The following is a 19,898-nucleotide window of genomic DNA, read 5'->3' as shown; positions in this document are numbered from 1 at the left end:
TACTCCCAGTGCTGAAACAGATGTTGAACGTGCTGAAGGGTGCTGAAGACCGGTGCGAAACACCGTCGAAACAATCCGGACCGGGGTCCGTTTAATTTCTAACATCCCAAACGGACCGCGGTCCAGTTTTCTTCCCGATGCTTTACGCTGGCTTCATGTCCGCCGCCCCGCCGTCCTTCCCGACGCCCCCGGATGCCGTCGGTCCGTCCGAGTTGCTGCAAGTCGGCACGGGGACCGAGGAGGATGAGCCCTGCCTGCGGGCCGACGCCGCGCGCAACCGGGCCCGGCTGCTGGACGCGGCCGAGCGGCTGGTCGCCGAGCACGGCGCGGCCGCCCTCACCATGGAGGGGGTCGCCGTCGCGGCCTCGGTGGGCAAGGGCACGGTCTTCCGCCGTTTCGGCGACCGCACCGGGCTGCTGGCGGCGCTCCTGGACCACTCCGAGCGCAAGTTCCAGGCCGCGCTCCTGAGCGGCCCGCCACCCCTGGGGCCGGGCGCGCCCCCCGTCGAGCGGCTGCGGGCCTTCGGCTGCGCGATGCTGCGCCGCTCCATCGACGAACTCGACCTGCAACTGGCCGCGGAGCCGAGCGCGGAACGCCGCCACACCGCCGCGCCGCGCCGCTTCCTGCGCGGCCACGTCGCCCTGCTGCTGCGGCAGGCGGTGCCGGACGGCGACAGCGAACTCCTGTCCCACACCCTGCTCGCCTATCTCGACGCCGCCCTGATCCACCACCTCACCGAACAGTGCGGGGTGCCCGCGGAGCGGCTGCGGGAGGGCTGGATGGACCTGGTCGCCCGAGTCACCCGCACCGCCCCGCTGGTCCACACCCCAGACCCGCGGGCCTGACCTCTGGGTCTGGCCGCCGGGCCGGATCTCCGGGTCTGGCCTCTGGGTCTGGCCGCCGGGCGGGATCTCCGGGTCTGGCCTCTGGGTCTGGCCGCCGGGCGGGATCCCTGGGTCTGGCCTCCGGGTCTGGCCGCCGGGCTGGACCCCCGGGCCTGCCCCCTGGGGCGTGGCCGGGCCTGCCCCTGGGGCCTGCCCCCGGGCGTGACCGCCGGCCTGACCCCCGGGCGTGACCCCTGGCCCCCGGACTGACCTCCCGGGCCTGACCTCCCCGGGCCTGCCCCCGGCCGGAACCCTTCCCGGCCTGAACCGCTCCCGTTCCCGGGGCCTGGGCTGCTCCCGCTCCCGGGCCTGAACCGCCCCCGCTCCCGGGCGCGTTCCCCCGCCCGCCGCGCCGTACCCGGCTTCTGCCAAGATGCCGTACGTCATGGTGCAGATACCGAAACCGTCGGCCCCCGAGCCCCCCGCACCGCGCTCCGTCCCCACGAGCGCCGATGTGGCCCGCCTGGCCGGCGTCTCGCGCGCGACCGTCTCCTACGTCCTCAACAACACCGGCGCCGTCCGGATCAGCGAACCCACCCGCCGCCGCGTCCACGAGGCCGCCCGCGAACTCGGATACGTCCCGCACGCCGCGGCCCGATCACTGCGCGCCGGACACAGCCGTATGGTCCTGATGCCCGCGCCGTCCTTCCCCGCGGGCCCGCTCTACAGCCGGTTCCAGAGCGAACTCCAGTGGGCCCTCGGCCGCCTCGACTACACCGTCGTGCAGTACGGCACCGTCGGCCTGCACGGCGACGAGGCCGCCCGCGCCTGGGCCGAACTGCGCCCGGTCGCCGTCCTCGCACCCGGCTCCGACCTCGGCCCGCAGGGCGTGGAGGTCCTCAAACGCTCCGGCGCCCGCGCGGTCGTCACCCTCGGCCCCGAGGCCGTGGACGGAGCACACGCCCTGCTCACCGACCAGGAAGGCGTCGGCCGCGGCGCGACCCGCCACCTCTACGACCGCGGACGCCGCAGAATCGGCGTCGTCGTGCCCACGGAGGGCGGCCTCGACGTCTTCTCGGCACCGCGCCTCGACGGAGCCCGGCGCGCGGTCGAGGGCACCGACGCCACCGTCACCGAACTGCCCCTCGCCTACGAGGAACAGGACGCCGCCCGCCTCGCCGCCCGCTGGCACTCCCTGGGCCTCGACGCGGTGTTCGCGTACAACGACGAGTACGCGATGCTCCTGATGCGCGCCCTTCAGGACGAGGGCCTCGCCGTCCCCGCCGAAGCGGCCGTGATCGGCGCCGACGACCTGATGCTGGGCCGCCTGCTCCGGCCCCGGCTGAGCACCGTCCACCTGGAGCTGCCCGCCGGCCGCGACCTGGCCGCACTCGTCGACCGCGCGGTGCACGACCCCGGCGCCGCGCCCGAGCGCCACAAGGTGCTGGGCGCGACGGTGGTGCACCGGGAGTCGAGCTGACCGGCGGCCGGTCCGTCCGCTACTGGCCGGCCTGGCCGTCGGCGTCGGCCTGTGCCTGCTGCTCGGCGACCGCCTTGCGGACCTCGTCCATGTCCAGCTTCCGGGCCTGACCGATGACGTCCGTCAGGGCCTCCTCGGGCAGCGCGCCCGGCTGCGAGAACACGGCCACCTGGTCCCGGACGATCATCAGCGTGGGAATCGACTGGATGCCGAACGCCTGCGCCAGCTCGGGCTGCGCCTCGGTGTCCACCTTGCCGAACACGAGGTCGGGGTTGGCCTCGGCCGCCTTCTCGTAGACCGGGGCGAACTGCTTGCACGGACCGCACCACGACGCCCAGAAGTCGATCAGGACGAACTCGTTGTCCGTCACCTTCTGGTCGAAGTTCTCCTTGGTGAGCTCCACGGTGGTGGTCATGGCTTGATCCCTCTTCCTAAAGTCTCGGGGCGTAGGCCGTCGAAACAACACTGCCGACCTGGTCGGGTATTCCGCGCACGTACCCATGTGGCCACGCCGCACACCACCCACCAGACTGACCCCATGACGCAATCGGATTCCATCACGTACGACGTCGTCGTGATCGGCGCGGGCCCCGTGGGGGAGAACGTCGCCGACCGCACCCGGGCGGCCGGACTGTCCACCGCGATCGTGGAGAGCGAACTGGTCGGCGGCGAGTGCTCCTACTGGGCGTGCATGCCCAGCAAGGCCCTGCTGCGCCCCGTCCTCGCCCGCGCGGACGCCCGCCGCCTGCCCGGCCTCGCCCAGGCCGTCCGGGAACCCCTCGACGCCGCCGCCGTCCTCGCCCGCCGCGACGCGTTCACCTCGCACTGGAAGGACGACGGCCAGGTCCAGTGGGTCGAGGGCATCGGAGCGGACCTCTACCGCGGACAGGGGCGGCTGGCCGGGCCGCGCACCGTCGAGGTCGCCGGCCCGGACGGCACCGGCCGCACCCTGACCGCCCGGCACGTGGTCGCCGTCTGCACCGGCAGCGGCGCCGCCCTGCCCCACCTGCCCGGACTCGCCGAGGTACGCCCCTGGACCAGCCGCGAGGCCACCAGCGCCGAGAGCGCGCCCGGCCGGCTGATCGTGGTCGGCGGCGGAGTCGTCGCCGTAGAGATGGCCACCGCCTGGCAGGCCCTCGGCTCCCGGGTGACGATGCTGGTGCGCGGCGACGGCGGCCTGCTCGCCCGCATGGAGCCCTTCGCCGGGGAACTGGTCGCCGAGGCGCTCACCGAGGCCGGCGTGGACCTCCGCACCGGCGTCTCCGTCGAGTCCGTCACCCGCGAGGGCGGCACCGTCGTCGCCGTCACCGACACCGGTGACCGCCTCGAGGCCGACGAGATCCTCTTCGCCACCGGCCGGGTGCCCCGCACCGGCGACATCGGCCTGGACACCGTCGGACTGGAACCGGGTTCCTGGCTGCCGGTCGACGACAGCCTCCGGGTGGACGGCCACGACTGGCTCTACGCCGTCGGCGACGTCAACCACCGCGCACTCCTCACCCACCAGGGCAAGTACCAGGCACGCATCGCGGGAGCCGCCATCGCCGCCCGCGCCTCCGGGGTCCCGATCCTGGAGTCCGACCCCTGGGGCGCGCACGCCGCGACCGCCGACCACGACGCCGTCCCCCAGGTGGTGTTCACCGACCCCGAGGCCGCGTCCGTCGGCCTGAGCCTGGCCGAGGCCGAGCAGGCGCGACACCGGGTCCGCGCCGTCGACGTCGACATCGCGGTGGCGGGTTCGAGCCTGTACGGCGACGGCTACAAGGGCCGCGCCCGCATGGTCGTCGACCTGGAGGACGAGATCGTCCGCGGCGTCACCTTCGTCGGCCCCGGCGTCGGCGAGATGATCCACTCCGCGACCGTCGTGGTCGCAGGACAGGTGCCGATCAGCCGGCTGTGGCACGCGGTCCCGCCCTACCCGACGATCAGCGAGGTGTGGCTGAGGCTCCTGGAGACGTACCGGGACAACTGACCCCTGACCCGGACGGCCGCGGGCAGCCCCACCGGAGCCCGGCGGGCTGATTCCCGGCGGGCGATCAGTCCGCCGGGCCGGGCAGCTCGAACCCCAGCGCCGACGCCGCCCGCTCCGGCGTCGGCTGCGACCAGAGCTCCGCCATCGCCCCGTTCGACGCCAGCGAACGCGGCTCCGCCCGGTCCAGATACAGCGTGCCGTCGAGATGGTCCGTCTCGTGCTGCACGATCCTGGCCGGCCACCCCGCGAACACCTCGTCCACCGCCCGCCCGTCCTCGTCCCGCGCCAGCAGCCGCACCTCGGCGTGGCGCGTCACCACCGCCTGCCAGCCCGGCACGCTCAGACAGCCCTCGAAGAACGCGGCCCGCCCCGCGCCGACAGGTTCGTACGACGGATTGACCAGCACCCGGAACGGCTGCGGCACCCGCCCCCGCGCCACCCGCACCTCGTCCGGCACCGGCGCCGGATCCTCGATCACCGCGATCCTGAGCCCCACCCCGACCTGCGGCGCGGCCAGGCCGACACCCGGCGCCGCGTGCATGGTCAGGCGCAGCGCCTCGATGAACCGCGTCAGGAGCGCGGGCGCCAACTGCCCCTCGAACGGCTCGGCCGCGCGCCGCAGCACCGGATCACCGGCCGTGACGACGGGCAACGGGCCGCCGACGGCCAGCAGTTCCTCGACCCGCTCGGCAAGAGGGGCACGACCACTCGGAGTTCCCATCGCGCCAGGATGTCACGGCCCGTCGGACTCTCCGCCGGCACCGCTGTGACGCACGCCACTGCGGGCTACGGGAACCCGGCGCGTCCGCGACCCGACCACTGGGGACCGTCCCGTCCCCACGACGTCCCGGAGCGCCCACCGATGACGACCACCTCCCCGACCGGCACGGACCAGGCAGCGGGGCCGGCCGCCCCGCCGCCCGCATCCGGCAACTGGTCCGCGCTGCGCCCCCTGGTCCTGCGCCTGCACTTCTACGCGGGGCTCTTCGTGGCCCCCTTCCTGCTGGTCGCGGCGGCCACCGGCTTCCTCTACGCCGCCTCGTACCAGGCCGAGAAGCTCGTCTACGCCCATGAGTTGACCGTCCCCGAGGCCGGCGACCGCAAGCTCCCGATCTCCGAACAGGTCGCCGCCGCCCGGCGGTCCCACCCCGAGGGCGGTGTGTCGGCCGTACGCCCCTCACCCGAGGACGACGCCACCACCAGGGTGCTGCTGTCCGGAGTCGAGGGCATCGACCCGGACCACACGCTCGCGGTCTTCGTCGACCCGTACACCGCCGAGGTGCGCGGCGCCCTCGAACAGTACGGCTCCAGCGGCGCGTTGCCGCTGCGCACCTGGATCGACGAGTTCCACCGCGACCTGCACCTGGGCGACCCGGGGCGGCTGTACAGCGAGTTCGCCGCGAGCTGGCTGTGGGTGATCGCGGGCGGCGGTCTGGTGCTGTGGTTCTCCCGCCGCCGGTCCCGGCGCAAGGTGCGCGGCACCGGCGGCCGCCGCCGCACCCTCGGCCTGCACGGCACGGTCGGCGCCTGGGCGGCGGCCGGGTTCGTCTTCCTCTCGGCGACCGGCCTCACCTGGTCGACGTACGCCGGAGCGAACATCGAGGACCTGCGCGCCGCGCTCGGCCAGACCACGCCGTCCGTGTCGGCGTCGGTGTCGGCAGCCGCGTCCGGGGGCGGTGAGCACGCGGGTCACGGCGCGGCGGCGGGTACCGGCGGGGACGCCGCGCACGGGGTCGGCCTCGACAAGGTGCTGGCCGCCGCGCGCGCCGAGGGCCTCGGCGACCCGGTGGAGATCACGCCACCCGCCGACGCGTCCTCCGCCTACGTCGTGAAGCAGGTACAGCGCAGTTGGCCCGAGAAGCAGGACGCGGTCGCCGTGGACCCGGCGACGGGCGAGGTCACCGACGTCCTGCGCTTCGCCGACTACCCGGTGCTCGCCAAGCTCAGCCGCTGGGGCATCGACCTGCACACCGGCAGCCTGTTCGGCCTGGTCAACCAGATCGCCCTGATGCTCCTCGCCGCGTCCCTGATCCTGCTCGTCGTCTGGGGCTACCGCATGTGGTGGCAGCGCGGCCGGGGCTCCGCCTTCGGCCGCCCGATCCCGCGCGGCGCCTGGCAGCAGGTGTCGCCGCTGCTCCTCGTGCCGCTGCTGGCGGCGGTCGCCGTCCTCGGCTACTTCGTGCCGCTGCTGGGCATCCCGCTGGCCGCGTTCGTCGCGCTGGACGTCGTGCTCGGCGAGGTCGCCCACCGGCGGGGACGGCGTACGTACGCGGGCGCCGGGCCGGCGCGGCGCTGAAACGCGACGGCGCGGCGGTGCCCCGCACCGCCGCGCCGTCCGCACGACCGTCGCGCGCCGTAGCCGCAATGGTCGTCGCCCTTGCCGCTGCCGCTGCCGCTGGCCGTCGCTCAGAGTCCGGCGAATTCGCCGGCCAGGGCGGAGGCGATCCGAAGCTGGGCGTCGGCCTCCTCCTGCCGCCCCTGCCGTTCGAGGGTGCGGCCCAGCATCAGCCGCGCGTACCGCTCGACGGGATCGCGCTCGACCAGGACCCGCAGCTCGGCCTCCGCCCGCCGCAGTTGGGCCGAGTGGTAGTAGGCGCGCGCCAGCAGCAGGCGCGGTCCGGTCTGCTCGGGCACCTCCCCGACCAGTCCGTCCAGGACGCGCGCCGCGGCGGCGTAGTCCTTGGCGTCGAAGAACATCCGCGCGCGCTCCCAGCGCTCCGCGGGCGTTCCGTGGTCGTAGTACGTCGTGTCCACTCGTGACCTCCTTCGCCCTCTCCAACCACACTGCATGGTTGAACATTCCACTACTGGTGGGATGCGGTGCGGATGCTTTCGCCCGCCACGGTGACGGCTCGAGGACCGTCTGACGCGGAGGGCCGGCCGGGGCTAGGTTGGGCGGCATGAGCAATCTTGATCGCGAGGCGGTTCCCAGCCTGTGCGGCGGCCGCGGCTTCGTGGTGGCGGAGCCCGTGCGGGAACTCCTCAGCCCTCGCAACGTCAAGCTCGGCGAGTCCACCGAGGTCCGCCGGCTGCTGCCCAACCTGGGCCGGCGCATGGTGGGAGCCTGGTGTTTCGTCGACCACTACGGCCCCGACGACATCTCCGACGAGCCCGGCATGCAGGTGCCGCCGCATCCGCACATGGGCCTGCAGACGGTGAGCTGGCTGCACGCGGGCGAGGTACTGCACCGCGACTCCACCGGCAGCCTGCAGACCATCCGCCCGCGCCAACTGGGCCTGATGACCTCCGGCCGCGCGATCAGCCACTCCGAGGAGAGCCCCCTCGCCCACGCCCGCTTCCTGCACGGCGCGCAACTGTGGGTGGCCCTCCCGGACGCCCACCGCCACACCGACCCGCACTTCGAGTTCCACGCCGAGCTGCCGCACGTCACGGCACCGGGCCTGGCGGCCACCGTGCTCCTCGGCACCCTCGACACCGCCACCTCGCCCGGCGCGACGTACACGCCCCTCGTCGGCGCCGACCTGGCCCTGACCGGCGGCACGGACGTACGCCTCCCGCTGGAACGGGACTTCGAGTACGCCGTACTGGCCATGAGCGGCGAGGCCCACGTCGACGGCGTGTCCCTGGTGCCGGGCTCCATGCTCTACCTCGGCTGCGGCCGCGACGAACTGCCCCTGCGGGCCGACTCGGACGCGGGCCTGATGCTCCTGGGCGGCGAGCCGTTCGAGGAGGAGCTGATCATGTTCTGGAACTGGATCGGACGCACCCAGGAGGAGATCGAACAGGCCCGCCGGGACTGGACGGAAGGAACACGCTTCGGCGAGGTGAAGGGCTACGACGGCGCCCCGCTGCCCGCCCCCGAGCTGCCTGCGGTGCCGCTGAAGCCGCGCGGAAGGATGCGCTGACCAGCGGGAACGGCTGAGGGCTCGGTGACGGCCGGTCGACCGGCCGTCCCGCGTCGCGCCTCACCGGTCCCTCGCGGGCGCTGGGCGGCCGGATGCGTTGGCATTGGGTGACCACCGCACAGCCAGTGAGCAAGGTGGTTCCGGGCGACCTGGAAGGCGTCAGGGCGTACCGCCCCGACCTCGAAACGGCTGTCGCCCCGCCAATCCCGCTGGCTACGGGTGATGACCAGACAACCGCCCGCGTCACCGGCGCCGCGTCCCTCTCGGCCGCGTCAGCGAGCGGCCTCCTCGGCATTGGCGTTCGCAGGGGATCGCGCCACGGATTTGTCCCGGCTACACCCTGCTTTCACGCTGGGTCGGTGAGCGTTCCGGTCATGTGCGGCAACAGCAGGCGGATGTAGCAGGATCCCCAGATCAGGTCGACGACGACACCGAGATCGACGCCGGTGCGGATCTGGCCGCGCTCCTTCGCCGTTTCCAAGAGCGCGAACGCCTGACGTCGGCGAGGTCCGACGTGGTGCTGGTCGAATTGGGAGGCCGGCTCGACGTCCGTCCGGGCGGCCACTCGATCGAGTTCTTCACGTCCTGGCGCATGGCGTTGGCGGCCGGAGTCGCCGGCACGGTCGGCGAACTGATCGGCATGGGCCACCCGCCGCGCCGCGCAGCGCACGGTCGGGACGCCGCTGGGAGTCGGCGTCGTCTTCGCGGTATCCGCCCTGCAGCTCTCCGCATGGTGGTCCGTCGTGTCCGTCGAGGTCGGCGGTACCGGCGGCACCGTGACGTCCCTCAGCTTCGACCGCTTCGGTGACACTCTCGTCGGTGCCGTGACAGCGGTGGCGGTCACCTGGGGAACCAGCTACTGCTTCACCTCGGCATCCTGGAACGCGCCGCCCGCGACGACCCGAGACTGGCGGACCTCGCAGAGGCGGAGCATCGGCTCGCCGACGAGGGTTACGCGGCCCTCGGCCGCGCTCGGCCTGCCTGCGCATGCGGAAACGCGGCACAGTGATTGATGCCGCCGTGTGGCGCAACGGCCCCGGATGGGTGCGGCACACGCTCGGTCCACGGCCACAGGGACAAGACTGTGAAGACAACGCACCAAAGGTAGGAAAGGTGCATGACGATGAAAAGGCCAAACTGCGTGACCTTGAGGTCTCCCGCGTCGGCCTGGGGGCCACGGGGATGTCACACGGTTACACAGACTCCGGAACGGACGAGGACGAGTCGATCCGCACCCTGCATCGAGGTGGGCCCCATAGGCCCTTCCATGATCATGCGGAACATCACGCTCACCGGCGGCGTATCCCCGGCCCGCGCCTACATCGAAGGGCTGATGCCCGACGTCCTCGACGGCAGCATCGATCCCGGCCGCGTCTTCGACCGCCGCTTCACCCTCGACCAGACGCCGGACGCCTACCGGGCCATGGCCGACCGCCGTGTCCTCAAGTCCCTCCTCACCCTCTGACTCACGCACAGCACCACCCGGAAGGACAGCTCATGCAGAACGTCACGCTCAACAATGGTGTCGACATGCCGATTCTCGGCTTCGGCGTCTACCAGATCCCGCCGGACCAGACCGAGCAGGCCGTCACCGACGCCCTCGCAGCCGGCTACCGGCTCCTGGACACCGCGGCGGCCTACGGCAACGAGGAAGCCGTCGGACGCGCCATCAGGGCCGGCGGCATCCCCCGTGATGAGCTGTTCGTCACCACCAAGCTGTGGGTCCAGGACGCCCCCGCCGAGGACAACACCCGACGAGCCCTCGAAACCTCACTGACCAAGCTGGGTCTTGACTATCTCGACCTCTACCTCATGCACCAGCCCTACGGTGACGTGTACGGCCAGTGGCGTGCCATGGAGGCCGCCAACCGCGAAGGGCTCGCCAAGGCGATCGGTGTAGCCAACTTCTACCCCGACCGCCTCCTCGACCTGGTCCTCAACAACGAGATCACCCCGGCGGTCAACCAGATCGAGACTCATCCCTTCTTCCAGCGCACCACGGACCACGACCTCATGCGCGAGCACGGCGTCCAGCACCAGTCCTGGGGCGGCTTCGCCGAAGGCAAGAACAACCTGTTCACCGACCCGGTGCTCACCGGGATCGGCAAGGCGTACGACAAGTCCGCGGCCCAGGTCGTGCTCCGCTGGCTCATCCAGCGCGGCATCGTCACCATCCCCAAGTCGGTCCGCCCCGAGCGGATGGCCCAGAACATCGAGGTGTTCGACTTCCGGCTCACCGAGGACGAGATGGCGCGGATCGCCGGCCTCGACACCGGCGCCACCCTGTTCTTCGACCACCACGACCCCGAGATGGTGGCCTGGCTCAGCAAGCGTCGCCTGGAGGGCTGACCACCCTTCCCTTCCGGCTTCACTCGGCCCGACCGGACCCAACCAATCTCCCGGGCCGGAACGGAACGGTGATGCCGTCGCCGACCATCCGGCCGACGTGGCGGCCGCGCCGGGGGCGCTCAGTCCTGTTTCTCGACGATGCTGCTGGACCATCCCCGGGGCGAAGCCGCCGTAGGCGTTCTTCCCGCCGGTCCAGCCGGTGCTTGTGTTCTCAGCCATGATCTCTCCCTACCTGCGGCGACGTCCGTCGATCCATCTCTGAAGGTGCAAGGCCAATGACATCGCCGGACATGCCGAGCGAGGGAGTTCCCGGTGAAGGACGTACTGGCAGGGAATCCCTCACAGCGGCTTCGCGCCGTAGCGTGGAACGCATGGATGCCAGGAACGAAGCACGGGAGTTCCTCATGTCCCGTCGAGCGAACCTCACTCCCGAGCAGGCTGGACTGACCGTCTCCGGGCACCGGAGGGTGGCGGGCCTGCGCCGCGGCGAGGTGGCGATGCTCGCCGACGTGAGCCCGGAGTACTACGCCAAGATCGAGCGCGGCCACCTGGCCGGCGTCTCCGACGCCGTCCTCGAGTCGGTCGCCAGGGCACTGCGGCTGGACGACGCCGAGCGTGAGCACCTCTTCGACCTCGCCCGGGCAGCCAATGGCGCGGCCCGGCCCGTGCGCAGGCGCAGGCCGATGAAGTGGGTGCCCAGGGACAGCCTGACCCGTGCGTTGGACGCCATCACCCTCGGGCCCGCGTTCGTGCGCAGCGGACGGATGGACGTCCTCGCCACCAACGCCCTCGGGCGCGCCTTCTACGACGAGGTGTTCGACGGTCCCGGGCAGGAGAACCTGGCGCGGCACTGCTTCCTCGACGAACGGGCCAAGGCGTTCTACCCCCACTGGGAGGTGGCCGCGGACGTCACCGTGTCGATCCTGCGTACCGAGGCCGGCAGGGATCCCCGGGACAAGCGGCTGCACGACCTGATTGGCGAGCTGTCCACGTGCAGCGACGCGTTCCGCACTCGGTGGGGAGCACACAATGTGCGCCGCCACGGATCGGGCACCAAGGAGTTCCACCACCACGAGGTCGGCGACCTCACGTTGACCTACGAGGGGATGGAGCTGACGGCCGAGCCCGGGCTGTCCTTCCTCATCTACACCGCCGAGCCCGGCTCGCCCAGCCAGGAGCGCCTGCAACTGCTCGCGAGCCTCGCCGCGACGTCCACGGCGGGACCGCCCCGCGGCGGGCGCGACCCCGGCCCGCAGGATGCACTGAAACAGAAGGATCGATGGAAATGACTGTCAACGGATTTGACCAGATCTTCCCGCTCGGGGAGAAGAACGACGCCTTCGCGCAGTACTTCATCGGCCAGAGCTACCTGGCTCCGCTCGCTTCGGGGAGCGTTCCCGTCAGCAATGTCTCCTTCGAGCCGGGCTGCCGCAACAACTGGCACATCCACCACGGCACGGGCGGCGGCGGTGACCAGGTCCTGCTGTGCACGGCGGGCAGCGGCTGGTACCAGGCCGAGGGCGAGGATCCCGTCGGCATGGAGCCGGGAACGGTGATCCGCGTCCCGGCGGGCACGAAGCACTGGCACGGTGCGAAGGCCGACTCGTGGTTCTCCCACGTCGCCTTCATCACCCCTGGCGAAGACGTCAGCAACGAATGGCTCGAGCCCGTCACCGACGAGGCGTACGGCGAGTTGCCGAAGAACGGAGCAGGCGCATGACCATCCTGGACGAGACCTACACGCTGTCCAACGGCTCCGAGATCCCCAAGCTGGGGCTCGGCACCTGGTTCATCGACGACGACCAGGTGGCTGAGGCGGTACGCGCGGCCGTGGCGATCGGCTATCGCAACATCGACACCGCCCAGGCCTACGGCAATGAGCGCGGCGTCGGCGAGGGCGTGCGGACCGCCGGCGTGGCCCGCGACGAGCTGTTCGTGTCGACCAAGCTCGCCGCTGAGATCAAGGACCACGGTCAGGCGGTCGACGCGATCGACGGGTCACTGGAGAAACTCGGGATCGAGTACATCGATCTGATGCTCATCCACAGCCCGCAGCCGTGGGACGACTTCCGCGGCGGCGACTACGCCGAGGGCAACCGCGAAGCATGGCGCGCGCTCGAATCGGCGCATCAGGCCGGCAAGATCCGTGCCATCGGGGTGTCCAACTTCCGGCAGCAGGACATGGAGAACATCCTCCAGGGCGCGACCGTCGTGCCGCACGTGAACCAACTGCTCGTCCACGCCGGCAACACCCCCTCGGAGCTCCTGGAGTACTGCGAAGACAAGCAGATCCTCGTCGAGGCGTACTCGCCGATCGCACACGGAGCGATCCTGCAGAGCACCGAGGTCCAGGCGATGGCGGAGAAGTACGGAGTGTCCGTCCCGCAGTTGTGCATCCGCTACACCCTTCAGTTGGGCACGGTGTCGCTGCCCAAGACGGCGAACCCCGAGCACATGCGCTCCAACGCCGCGGTCGACTTCGAGATCTCCGGTGATGACATGGAGGCCCTGCGGGGTTTGCGCGGTGTGGACTACGGCGAACACAGCGCGTTTCCCGTCTACAGCGGCAAGTGATGCCGGACGAGCACGATGGCCGGCGACCGAGCACGTCGGCTCCTCCAGCACGCGACAGTTCAGCCCGGCGGCTGCACACGGCGTGACTTCTCATGCCCGGCTACCCAGTTGGGCGGTCGTCTTCTACCCTTTTGGCCAGTGTCCGGTATCTGGCTGAGGAATGGGCGTGTATTCAACCGACGTCGACCTGCCTGTCGATGCTTTCCTGCGCCTGCCCTTCCGCACCCTGAGCGGGGGCGGTTTCGCCGCAATGGTGTTCCTGCTCGCTCGTTCCGCCGACGCCCCGGATCTCCAGAGAGGGTTCTTCCAGCACTGGAGCGACATCGATGACCTGACGGGCCGCTACGTCGCCGTCTTCTCCCCCTCGCCGAGGAGGCTCCGGCTCTCCGCAGAGCACCCCCAATCGTTCTACGGCCCCGAGACTTTCTGCGTGCCCGGCGTGGAGGAAGCGGGTGGCCCGCGTGGTCGGCTGTACCTGTCGTCCCGCGAGTCACCGGGGGCGGTCCGGATGGGTACTGGGCAGCCGGGCGGATCGATGCGGCGAGGGGAGAGGTCCGAGCCCCCGCGACTGGTCGCCGCAGCGAACGCCGAACTACCGCACGGTCTGGACGAGCACCAGCGGGCCCTCACGCTCACCGTCTCCGCCATGCAGCGCTTCTTCGGGATTCCCGGATCCCTCGTACCGTGTGCTGTGATCGTAAACCTGGAGCAGAGGAACGCGTTTGCCGTCGCCCTGAAGGACGGCATCAGCGTGTACGACCTGTTGAAGCGGATCATGACGCGGATCGAGCACGTCATCCCTCGTGTCGACGAGGCGGAAGCGGAGCGGGTCGCGGCCCTCGAAGCCCGTCACCGCAACCGTGACCGTGTCGGGCGGTTGCGTTCGTCCGCCGACAACGCACGGGCGCACTGGGGCGCGCACAAGCGTCGCCTGATCGACGACCTGCAGGCGTTCTCCGGCCGTCTCGCTCCGGAGGAGGCCGATCTGTGCTCATGGATGGCTCGCCGCCTTGAAAGCGACGAGCCGGTCGTGGACAACGAGTGGACCTCGGTACGGGCGCTGCTGCGCACACTGGCCGCGACGGAGTCGCACGGCAGGCTGCCGAGAAGGCTGCGCCGGACCCTGGCCGGGCTGAACAGCGGCCGGCCCGAGGATGACGCGGCGCCGCGAAGGTTGGCGGTGGCCCTGGCCGATGGGGAGGCCAACGAGCGGCGGATCGGTCGAGTGAAGGGCCGGCTCGACGAACTGGGCCGGGAACTGGGGCTCAACGCGGCGGTCGTCGGTGCCGCCAAGGAAATCGGGCTGACCCTGCTTCAGGAGCCCCACCTCCTCGCCTCGCCGGGTCTGGACTGGCCGCTGAAGGTACTGGACGAGCAGGCACCCCACGCCCTGAACCACGGGTACGAGCGGGCATGACGGCCGGCTCGGCCGCCCGCCGTGCGCCCGCACGAGTACCTGAGGGCCTGGGAAGGGCACGGTCATGAACCATGAAGCGCGCATCCAGCACAAGTCCTCCTTCCTGACCGAGCAGTTGGCCGAGGAGCGGGCCAAGAAGGCGTCCTTCGAAACGCGTGGCATGGCCGTCATCTCGGCCTCGGGCACGCTCGTCGGCATCACCACCGGTGCCGTCGCACTGGCCGCAAGCGGCCGGACCGTGACGTTCCCGGGAACGGCCCAGCGTCTACTCGTCGCCTCCCTCGTCGTGTTGGTCCTGGCCGCTGTTCTGGGACTGCTCATCAACGTGCCGGTCCGGCTGCCGCACGCCGGTACCGGGGAACTCACCCATCTGCTGGAGCCTGAGGTTCGATTCGGCCCGGAGGAGTGGAACCGCACGAGGGTGGACACGATCACGGCCTTGCGGCGCGTCAACCGTCAGCGCGCCTGGGCCCTGTCGGCAGCCCTGCTGCTCGTGGTGATTGCCCTGGTCCTGATGATGGCGAGTGCCGCTTTTGCCCTGCGGCCGTTCCCCACGTGACACTCGCGGGGCGAAAGCGAAGCCCCGCGGAGTGGAACGGGAGCGACCGCCGTCCTAGTTCCTGCCCCGGCGGCAAGTCCGGCGGTGCGCTCACGTCTCTCCGGACAGCGTGAACGCGGTCCCCACCCGGTTCAGTGCCGCGGGTTCGGCCGGTGCCGGGCCGAGCGTGGTCGTGCCGGGCCCGCCCTGGTGTCCCAGCCCGGTCCGGTACACGTCCAGCGCCTGCTCGACCTGGCCGGTGTCGCGCAGCAGGTCGCCGAGAAGGCGGCAGATGTCGGCCAGGTCGCCGGTGGCTCCGGAGGGTTCCAGCAGGGACAGCGCGGTGATGTAGTGCTGCTCGGCCGCGTCGGTGTCGCCCCGTTCGCAGGCGATGAGGCCGAGCAGGCGATGCGCGCCGCCCGCATGCAACGTGCCTCGGTCCAGGTGGATTTCACCCAGCAGCCGGGTCAGCAACTCTTCGGCCTCGCGCGTCTTGTCCCGGCGGCGCAGCACGTCCGCCAGTTCGACCTCGACCTGGGTGGTGTAGAGGGCGGCGCGGTCGGCGGTCAGTGTCTCGCGGGCGGTGCGCAGTTCGCGTTCCGCGTCTTCCAGGTCGCCGTTCTGGGCGTGAAGGTAGCCGCGCATCCAGTGGCAGTGGGCGAGTTCGGTGCGGATCTGGAGCTGTGTGTAGAGCTCTGCGGCCTTGGCCAGCGAGGCGTCGGCCTCGGCGGTGCGGCCCTCCGCGACGAGGGTGCGGGCCACCGACCGGTGCAGTCCGGCCACCAGTGCGGGATCGGAGACCTGGGGGGCGAGGGCCAGGGCCAGTTCCGCGACGTGTGCCGCGCGGACGTGGGCGCCCATGTCCATGTAGGGCGCGATGGTGGCGGTGTAGAGGAGCAGCAGGGCACCGGGGTCGTGCAGGCCCGAGACCGTGAGTTCCTCCAAGGCGCTTTCCAGCAGGTGGACGGCGTATCCCAGCTCGCCCGCCAGGTAGTGGGCGACAGCCCGGCCACGCCGGGCCAGGGCGCGGCGGGGCAGTGGGCCGTTGGCCAGGATCTGCTCGGCGGCTTCGAAGCGCAGGCGTGCCTCAGTGAGGTCGCCGGAATCCAACTCGCACTGGCCGAGGCCCATGAGCGCGGTGGCGCGCTCGGTGTCCAGACCATACCGAGTCGTCTCGTGGAGCAACTCCTGGTACATGCCCACGGCTTGTGCCGCGCCCTCGGTGGCGAGGGTGCGTTGCGCGTCGGTGAGACGGGAGCGCAGGTCGGTGGCGAAACCGGCGGGACGGCCCGTCAACAGCTCCTCGTGGGTCAGCCCCAGGCGTTCGGCGATGTGCCGGAGGGCGGCCCCGGAAGGGCGTGTCCGGCCGGCCTCCACCGTCGAGACGTAGGACGCGGTGTACGCGGGCTCGGCCACCTGCCGCTGGGTCAGGCCGCGTTCGAGGCGGAGTTGGCGGATGCGGGTCCCCAGGGTGGACGAGTCGAGACCGCCCGGTCCGGCACCCGCGGCGGCCTCTCGTCGGTTCGTCACTGCGCTGCCCCTTCCCCCAACAGCCCTTCCCCCAACAGCCCTTGCCAGGGGTCCCGCGGGCCTCTAATTTAAGCGACGACGTAAACAGGCTTACATCTTCATTTACATCACCGGTCATATAGGGAGAGCTCCGTGCACATAGGCATTCGCAGAACCGCGGTGGCAACCGCCCTCGCCCTCTCCGCGGCCCTGCCCGCCACCGGCGTCGCCGGTGCCGCCGACGCGCCGGCCACCGCCACCGGCTCGCACGTCGACGTCGAGTACTTCCCCGACCCGGCCGGCGAGGGCGCACGCACCAGCGTCCCGGCGAACAGCCCGCACGCCCAGCCGGCGGCCGACGCCCGGCAGCGCAGCGCCACCGCGTCCGAGGACGGCGAGGTCGTCCCGCTCGCGGAGACCGGCCCGACCGCCGACCGCCTCGACGTCACGATCATCGGCGACGGCTACACCGCCGACGAGCAGGACGACTTCCTCGAGGACGCCCGCACGAAGTGGGACGCGGTCACCGACATCGACCCGTACAAGAGCTACGAGGGCCTCTTCAACGTCTGGGCCGTGAAGGCCGTCTCCCAGGACTCCGGCGTCACCGGCGACCCGAGCCAGGACGTCGTCAAGAACACCGCGCTCGGCTCGTACTTCTGGTGCAGCGACACGGAGCGCCTGATCTGCGTCGACCTCGACAAGACGAAGACCTACGCGGACAAGGCCCCCGCGACCGACCTGGTGATCGTGGTCTCCAACTCCACCAAGTACGGCGGTGCCGGCTACTCCGGCCTCGCGGCGGACTACGGCTACGACGGCGTCTCCACGCTCTCCTCCGACAACGCCCGGTCCACCCTGATAGCCGCCCACGAGATGGCCCACTCCATCGGCCTCCTGGCCGACGAGTACCAGTACGCGGGCTACGGCGACTACCCCTACCCCGAGCCCGCCTACCCCAACGCCTCGACCCTGACCGCGGACGACATGGCGGCGCAGCGCACCAAGTGGGCGGCATGGCTCGGCGAGTCCGACCCGAGCGGCGGCGTCGTCGGCACCTTCGAGGGTGCCGACTACTACGAGTACGGGGTCTACCGTCCCACCGGGAACTCCATCATGCGGGCCCTGAACACCGACCAGTTCAACCTCCCGAGCCGGGAGGCGATGATCGCCGGCTTCTACCGTTCCGCCAACGTCCTCAGCCCGCTGGTCGACACCTCCGTCACGGCCTCCCGCTTCACCCCCCTCTCCGTCGAACTCGCCGACCTGGGCACGGGCCTCGCCAGCCCTGAGGTCCGCTGGTACGTCGACGGACGCGAGGCCAAGCAGGCCCGCGGCAAGACGTCCGTGCGCCCGGCCGCCCTCGGCGTCCCGGCCAACAGGCGCCCCCACAAGGTGACCGCCACGGTGACCGACACCACGTCGGCCGTCCGCAGCCCCGCCGTCCGGGACCTCACGTCCAACTCCGCCACCTGGACCGTCACGCGCTGACGCACCGGGACTCCGTAAACCAGTGACTCCGTCCGCATCTCTTCTCTCCGTCCGGGAGGCCTGTTACATTTCCGAAAACCAGAATTCATTTCAGTCTGTGACTGGAGGCTCCCATGACGGCTGTCGATGGTCTTTCCACCACGCACGCTCCGGCCGGTCGAGAGTTGCCGCCGTCGATGGTCGAGCGGGTGACGCTGATCATGGACCTGTTCGAGGGCCGCACAGCGCGTCTGACCTTGGAAGAAGTGGCCCGGTCCACAAGCCTGCCCCGGTCGACGGCGCACCGGATCCTCGACCAGCTTGTGCGACTGTGCTGGCTCGACCACACCGGCCTGGGCTACGCGCTCGGGCGCCGAGCCCTCGGGTTCGGCGGGGGCGACGGGGCGCGCAGCAGGGTTCGCGAGGCCGCCGCCGGGCGGCTGCACCAGCTTCAGATCCAGACCGGCCTCGTCGTTCACCTGGCCGTCCTGGACGGAGCGGAGGTGTACTACCTCGACAAGGTGGGGGGACGGTTCGCCGAAGCCGTCCCCTCGCGCGTCGGCGGCCGGGCACCGGCTCATTCGACCGCGCTCGGCAAGGCCATGCTGGCCTGGCTCGAACCGGAGGACGTCGAGGCCAGGGCGGGGGAGGCCATCGGCCGGCTGACCCAGCGCACGATCTGCGACATGGGCACGCTCCACCAGGAACTCGACCGTATACGGCGCCGTCACGGGCTCGCCTTCGAGCGCGGCGAGTGCTTCCCCGACATCGCCTGCGCCGCCGCCGCGGTGCGCGGCCCCGAGGGTCCGATCGCAGCGATCTCCCTGGTGGGGGGCGCCTCGTCCCCTCTGGAGAAGATCGCCCCGCTGGTGGTGGACGCGGCCCGGCAGGTGTCCCGCGAGTTGTTCCCCGGCCAGGAGACGCCGGTCAGGGCGCCGCACCGGGAGGCGGCCGTGCCGGCGGCGACGTGGTCTCCGCAGGCCATGGACCGTCTGCTGAACACCGGCCAGTACGGTGACTGGCAGTAGCCCGCGTCCCCAACCTCACGGGTCAGTACACCCAGGGGTGCCCTACCCGGCACCCCCACGGCGACCGCGCGGCTGCCGCGGCCTTCCGCTCACCCCCAGTGGTCGCCCCAGCCCCACACGTCGGGGGCCGCGAGGGCGTCCGCCGGGTCGTGGACGCCGAAGCCGCCGCGGAAGAAGAGCATCGGCTCGCGGTCCGTCACGGTCTCCAGGGCGAGCACCCGGCCCACGACCACGTCGTGGTCGCCGGCGCCGTGCACGTCGTACACATCCGCGTGCACCCGGGTCAGGACGCCGGGCAGGGACGGTGTCCCCCACGGGGACAGCTCCCAGTGCAGGCCCTCGTACTTGCGGCCCTTGCCGGATCCGAACCGGCCGCACAGGTCGGTCTGGCCCGCGGCGAGGATGTTGACGGTGAACCGGCCGGTCTCCCTGATCCTCGGCCAGGCCCGCCCCCGGTGATCGGCACAGAACAGCACCAGGGCCGGTTCGAGGGAGACGGACGCGAACGACTGGCAGGCGAAGCCGACGGGATCGCCGTCCCGGCCGAGCCCCGTCACCACGGTCACCCCGGAGGCGAAGGTCCCCATGGCCTGCCGCATCCGCAGGGGCGTCGGCTCGGTCGCCTCGGCGACCTCGGGCGTGGACAGGGACTCTGCGGTCATCGGTTTCACCTCGAGGGGGACGGGCGGGGGTGATATGCCCGGGAGCAGGCAGAAAACCGAAGCTAGGACACCGTCCGGCCGGGCCGGGCGCCCGTTCCCGATGAGTGGAACCACCCGCGGACCCGGGCTCGCGGACCGCGCCGGCCCCGCCCCGGCCGTACGCGTCCCGCTGACCGAGACGTATCCCGCGCGGGCCCGCCGGCGCTGAC

19 protein-coding genes and 1 pseudogene are annotated in these 19,898 nt (G+C 71.4%); 14 read left to right on the top strand and 6 right to left on the bottom strand.

Annotated elements, in window-relative coordinates; genetic code table 11:
* The first annotated feature begins 155 nt into the window (after positions 1–155).
* Positions 156–845 carry a TetR/AcrR family transcriptional regulator gene (locus KUM40_RS25730; RefSeq protein WP_217168512.1) on the top strand — a complete coding sequence of 230 codons (690 nt, stop codon included), beginning with the start codon at positions 156–158 and terminating at the stop codon, positions 843–845.
* 424 nt (positions 846–1,269) lie between these two features.
* Positions 1,270–2,304, top strand: a complete 1,035-nt coding sequence (locus KUM40_RS25725) for a LacI family DNA-binding transcriptional regulator (protein ID WP_217168511.1) — start codon at positions 1,270–1,272, stop codon at positions 2,302–2,304.
* A 19-nt stretch (positions 2,305–2,323) separates the two neighbouring features.
* Here KUM40_RS25725 and trxA read toward each other — a convergent pair whose 3' ends face one another.
* On the bottom strand, positions 2,324–2,719 hold the full coding sequence (gene trxA / locus KUM40_RS25720) for a thioredoxin (RefSeq protein ID WP_217168510.1): 396 nt from the start codon (positions 2,717–2,719) through the stop codon (positions 2,324–2,326).
* A 123-nt stretch (positions 2,720–2,842) separates the two neighbouring features.
* Between trxA and KUM40_RS25715 the strand changes: the two genes are divergently transcribed.
* The gene (locus KUM40_RS25715; protein WP_217168509.1) at positions 2,843–4,276 is read left to right on the top strand and encodes an NAD(P)/FAD-dependent oxidoreductase; all 1,434 of its coding nucleotides are present in this window, start codon (positions 2,843–2,845) and stop codon (positions 4,274–4,276) included.
* Between the two features lie 64 nt (positions 4,277–4,340).
* On the opposite strand, the gene KUM40_RS25710 is transcribed toward KUM40_RS25715, so the two are convergent.
* Positions 4,341–4,997, bottom strand: a complete 657-nt coding sequence (locus KUM40_RS25710; RefSeq protein ID WP_217168508.1) for a peptide deformylase — start codon at positions 4,995–4,997, stop codon at positions 4,341–4,343.
* Positions 4,998–5,138: 141 nt separating this feature from the next.
* On the opposite strand from KUM40_RS25710, the gene KUM40_RS25705 reads away from it, so the two are divergent.
* Positions 5,139–6,572, top strand: coding sequence for a PepSY domain-containing protein (locus tag KUM40_RS25705; RefSeq protein WP_217168507.1), 1,434 nt, complete (start codon positions 5,139–5,141; stop codon positions 6,570–6,572).
* Between the two features lie 110 nt (positions 6,573–6,682).
* On the opposite strand, the gene KUM40_RS25700 is transcribed toward KUM40_RS25705, so the two are convergent.
* The gene (locus KUM40_RS25700; protein ID WP_217168506.1) at positions 6,683–7,030 is read right to left on the bottom strand and encodes a tetratricopeptide repeat protein; all 348 of its coding nucleotides are present in this window, start codon (positions 7,028–7,030) and stop codon (positions 6,683–6,685) included.
* Positions 7,031–7,176: 146 nt separating this feature from the next.
* Here KUM40_RS25700 and KUM40_RS25695 point away from each other — a divergent pair, with 146 nt between their 5' ends.
* Positions 7,177–8,142, top strand: coding sequence for a pirin family protein (locus KUM40_RS25695; protein ID WP_217168505.1), 966 nt, complete (start codon positions 7,177–7,179; stop codon positions 8,140–8,142).
* Positions 8,143–8,488: 346 nt separating this feature from the next.
* Here the strand turns inward: KUM40_RS25695 and KUM40_RS25690 are convergent, their stop codons facing one another.
* A complete protein-coding gene (locus tag KUM40_RS25690) occupies positions 8,489–8,986 on the bottom strand; it encodes a TetR-like C-terminal domain-containing protein (protein WP_217168504.1) in 498 nt (165 codons plus the stop codon).
* A gap of 390 nt (positions 8,987–9,376) precedes the next feature.
* Between KUM40_RS25690 and KUM40_RS25685 the strand changes: the two are divergent.
* The 7 genes and pseudogenes from KUM40_RS25685 to KUM40_RS25655 all read left to right on the top strand — a co-directional run.
* Positions 9,377–9,607: pseudogene (locus KUM40_RS25685) on the top strand (IMP dehydrogenase); the annotation flags it as partial.
* A gap of 32 nt (positions 9,608–9,639) precedes the next feature.
* Positions 9,640–10,491, top strand: a complete 852-nt coding sequence (locus tag KUM40_RS25680; RefSeq protein WP_217168503.1) for an aldo/keto reductase — start codon at positions 9,640–9,642, stop codon at positions 10,489–10,491.
* Between the two features lie 371 nt (positions 10,492–10,862).
* Entirely contained in the window at positions 10,863–11,780 is a 918-nt protein-coding gene (locus tag KUM40_RS25675) for a helix-turn-helix transcriptional regulator (RefSeq protein ID WP_217168502.1), read from the top strand.
* Positions 11,777–12,211, top strand: a complete 435-nt coding sequence (locus KUM40_RS25670; protein WP_217168501.1) for a cupin domain-containing protein — start codon at positions 11,777–11,779, stop codon at positions 12,209–12,211. Before KUM40_RS25675 ends, KUM40_RS25670 begins: the two co-directional genes overlap by 4 nt.
* Entirely contained in the window at positions 12,208–13,065 is an 858-nt protein-coding gene (locus KUM40_RS25665) for an aldo/keto reductase (protein ID WP_217168500.1), read from the top strand. Before KUM40_RS25670 ends, KUM40_RS25665 begins: the two co-directional genes overlap by 4 nt.
* A gap of 166 nt (positions 13,066–13,231) precedes the next feature.
* Positions 13,232–14,482, top strand: a complete 1,251-nt coding sequence (locus tag KUM40_RS25660; RefSeq protein ID WP_217168499.1) for a hypothetical protein — start codon at positions 13,232–13,234, stop codon at positions 14,480–14,482.
* A 64-nt stretch (positions 14,483–14,546) separates the two neighbouring features.
* Complete coding sequence (locus KUM40_RS25655; RefSeq protein WP_217168498.1) at positions 14,547–15,041, top strand: hypothetical protein; 495 nt, start codon at positions 14,547–14,549, stop codon at positions 15,039–15,041.
* 90 nt (positions 15,042–15,131) lie between these two features.
* On the opposite strand, the gene KUM40_RS25650 is transcribed toward KUM40_RS25655, so the two are convergent.
* Complete coding sequence (locus tag KUM40_RS25650; protein WP_217168497.1) at positions 15,132–16,550, bottom strand: helix-turn-helix domain-containing protein; 1,419 nt, start codon at positions 16,548–16,550, stop codon at positions 15,132–15,134.
* A gap of 132 nt (positions 16,551–16,682) precedes the next feature.
* Here KUM40_RS25650 and KUM40_RS25645 point away from each other — a divergent pair, with 132 nt between their 5' ends.
* Both KUM40_RS25645 and KUM40_RS25640 read left to right on the top strand, forming a co-directional pair.
* Complete coding sequence (locus KUM40_RS25645; RefSeq protein ID WP_217168496.1) at positions 16,683–18,020, top strand: M64 family metallopeptidase; 1,338 nt, start codon at positions 16,683–16,685, stop codon at positions 18,018–18,020.
* Positions 18,021–18,133: 113 nt separating this feature from the next.
* Positions 18,134–19,027 carry an IclR family transcriptional regulator gene (locus KUM40_RS25640; protein ID WP_374227417.1) on the top strand — a complete coding sequence of 298 codons (894 nt, stop codon included), beginning with the start codon at positions 18,134–18,136 and terminating at the stop codon, positions 19,025–19,027.
* Between the two features lie 89 nt (positions 19,028–19,116).
* Here the strand turns inward: KUM40_RS25640 and KUM40_RS25635 are convergent, their stop codons facing one another.
* A complete protein-coding gene (locus KUM40_RS25635) occupies positions 19,117–19,689 on the bottom strand; it encodes a flavin reductase family protein (RefSeq protein ID WP_254395545.1) in 573 nt (190 codons plus the stop codon).
* Positions 19,690–19,898 lie beyond the last annotated feature (209 nt).

The sequence above is a fragment of the Streptomyces sp. AC512_CC834 genome (assembly GCF_019049325.1).
Taxonomy (GTDB): Bacteria; Actinomycetota; Actinomycetes; order Streptomycetales; family Streptomycetaceae; genus Streptomyces.
This window is presented reverse-complemented; position numbering and strand designations above follow the sequence as displayed.

Coding starts and splice junctions, on each gene's coding strand:
- KUM40_RS25725 (WP_217168511.1), top strand. CDS start 1,270: ATGGTGCAGATACCGAAACCGTCGGCCCCCGAGCCCCCCGCACCGCGC.
- trxA (WP_217168510.1), bottom strand. CDS start 2,719: ATGACCACCACCGTGGAGCTCACCAAGGAGAACTTCGACCAGAAGGTG.
- KUM40_RS25655 (WP_217168498.1), top strand. CDS start 14,547: ATGAACCATGAAGCGCGCATCCAGCACAAGTCCTCCTTCCTGACCGAG.
- KUM40_RS25705 (WP_217168507.1), top strand. CDS start 5,139: ATGACGACCACCTCCCCGACCGGCACGGACCAGGCAGCGGGGCCGGCC.
- KUM40_RS25730 (WP_217168512.1), top strand. CDS start 156: ATGTCCGCCGCCCCGCCGTCCTTCCCGACGCCCCCGGATGCCGTCGGT.
- KUM40_RS25665 (WP_217168500.1), top strand. CDS start 12,208: ATGACCATCCTGGACGAGACCTACACGCTGTCCAACGGCTCCGAGATC.
- KUM40_RS25675 (WP_217168502.1), top strand. CDS start 10,863: ATGGATGCCAGGAACGAAGCACGGGAGTTCCTCATGTCCCGTCGAGCG.
- KUM40_RS25710 (WP_217168508.1), bottom strand. CDS start 4,997: ATGGGAACTCCGAGTGGTCGTGCCCCTCTTGCCGAGCGGGTCGAGGAA.
- KUM40_RS25635 (WP_254395545.1), bottom strand. CDS start 19,689: ATGACCGCAGAGTCCCTGTCCACGCCCGAGGTCGCCGAGGCGACCGAG.
- KUM40_RS25715 (WP_217168509.1), top strand. CDS start 2,843: ATGACGCAATCGGATTCCATCACGTACGACGTCGTCGTGATCGGCGCG.
- KUM40_RS25695 (WP_217168505.1), top strand. CDS start 7,177: ATGAGCAATCTTGATCGCGAGGCGGTTCCCAGCCTGTGCGGCGGCCGC.
- KUM40_RS25670 (WP_217168501.1), top strand. CDS start 11,777: ATGACTGTCAACGGATTTGACCAGATCTTCCCGCTCGGGGAGAAGAAC.
- KUM40_RS25640 (WP_374227417.1), top strand. CDS start 18,134: ATGACGGCTGTCGATGGTCTTTCCACCACGCACGCTCCGGCCGGTCGA.
- KUM40_RS25680 (WP_217168503.1), top strand. CDS start 9,640: ATGCAGAACGTCACGCTCAACAATGGTGTCGACATGCCGATTCTCGGC.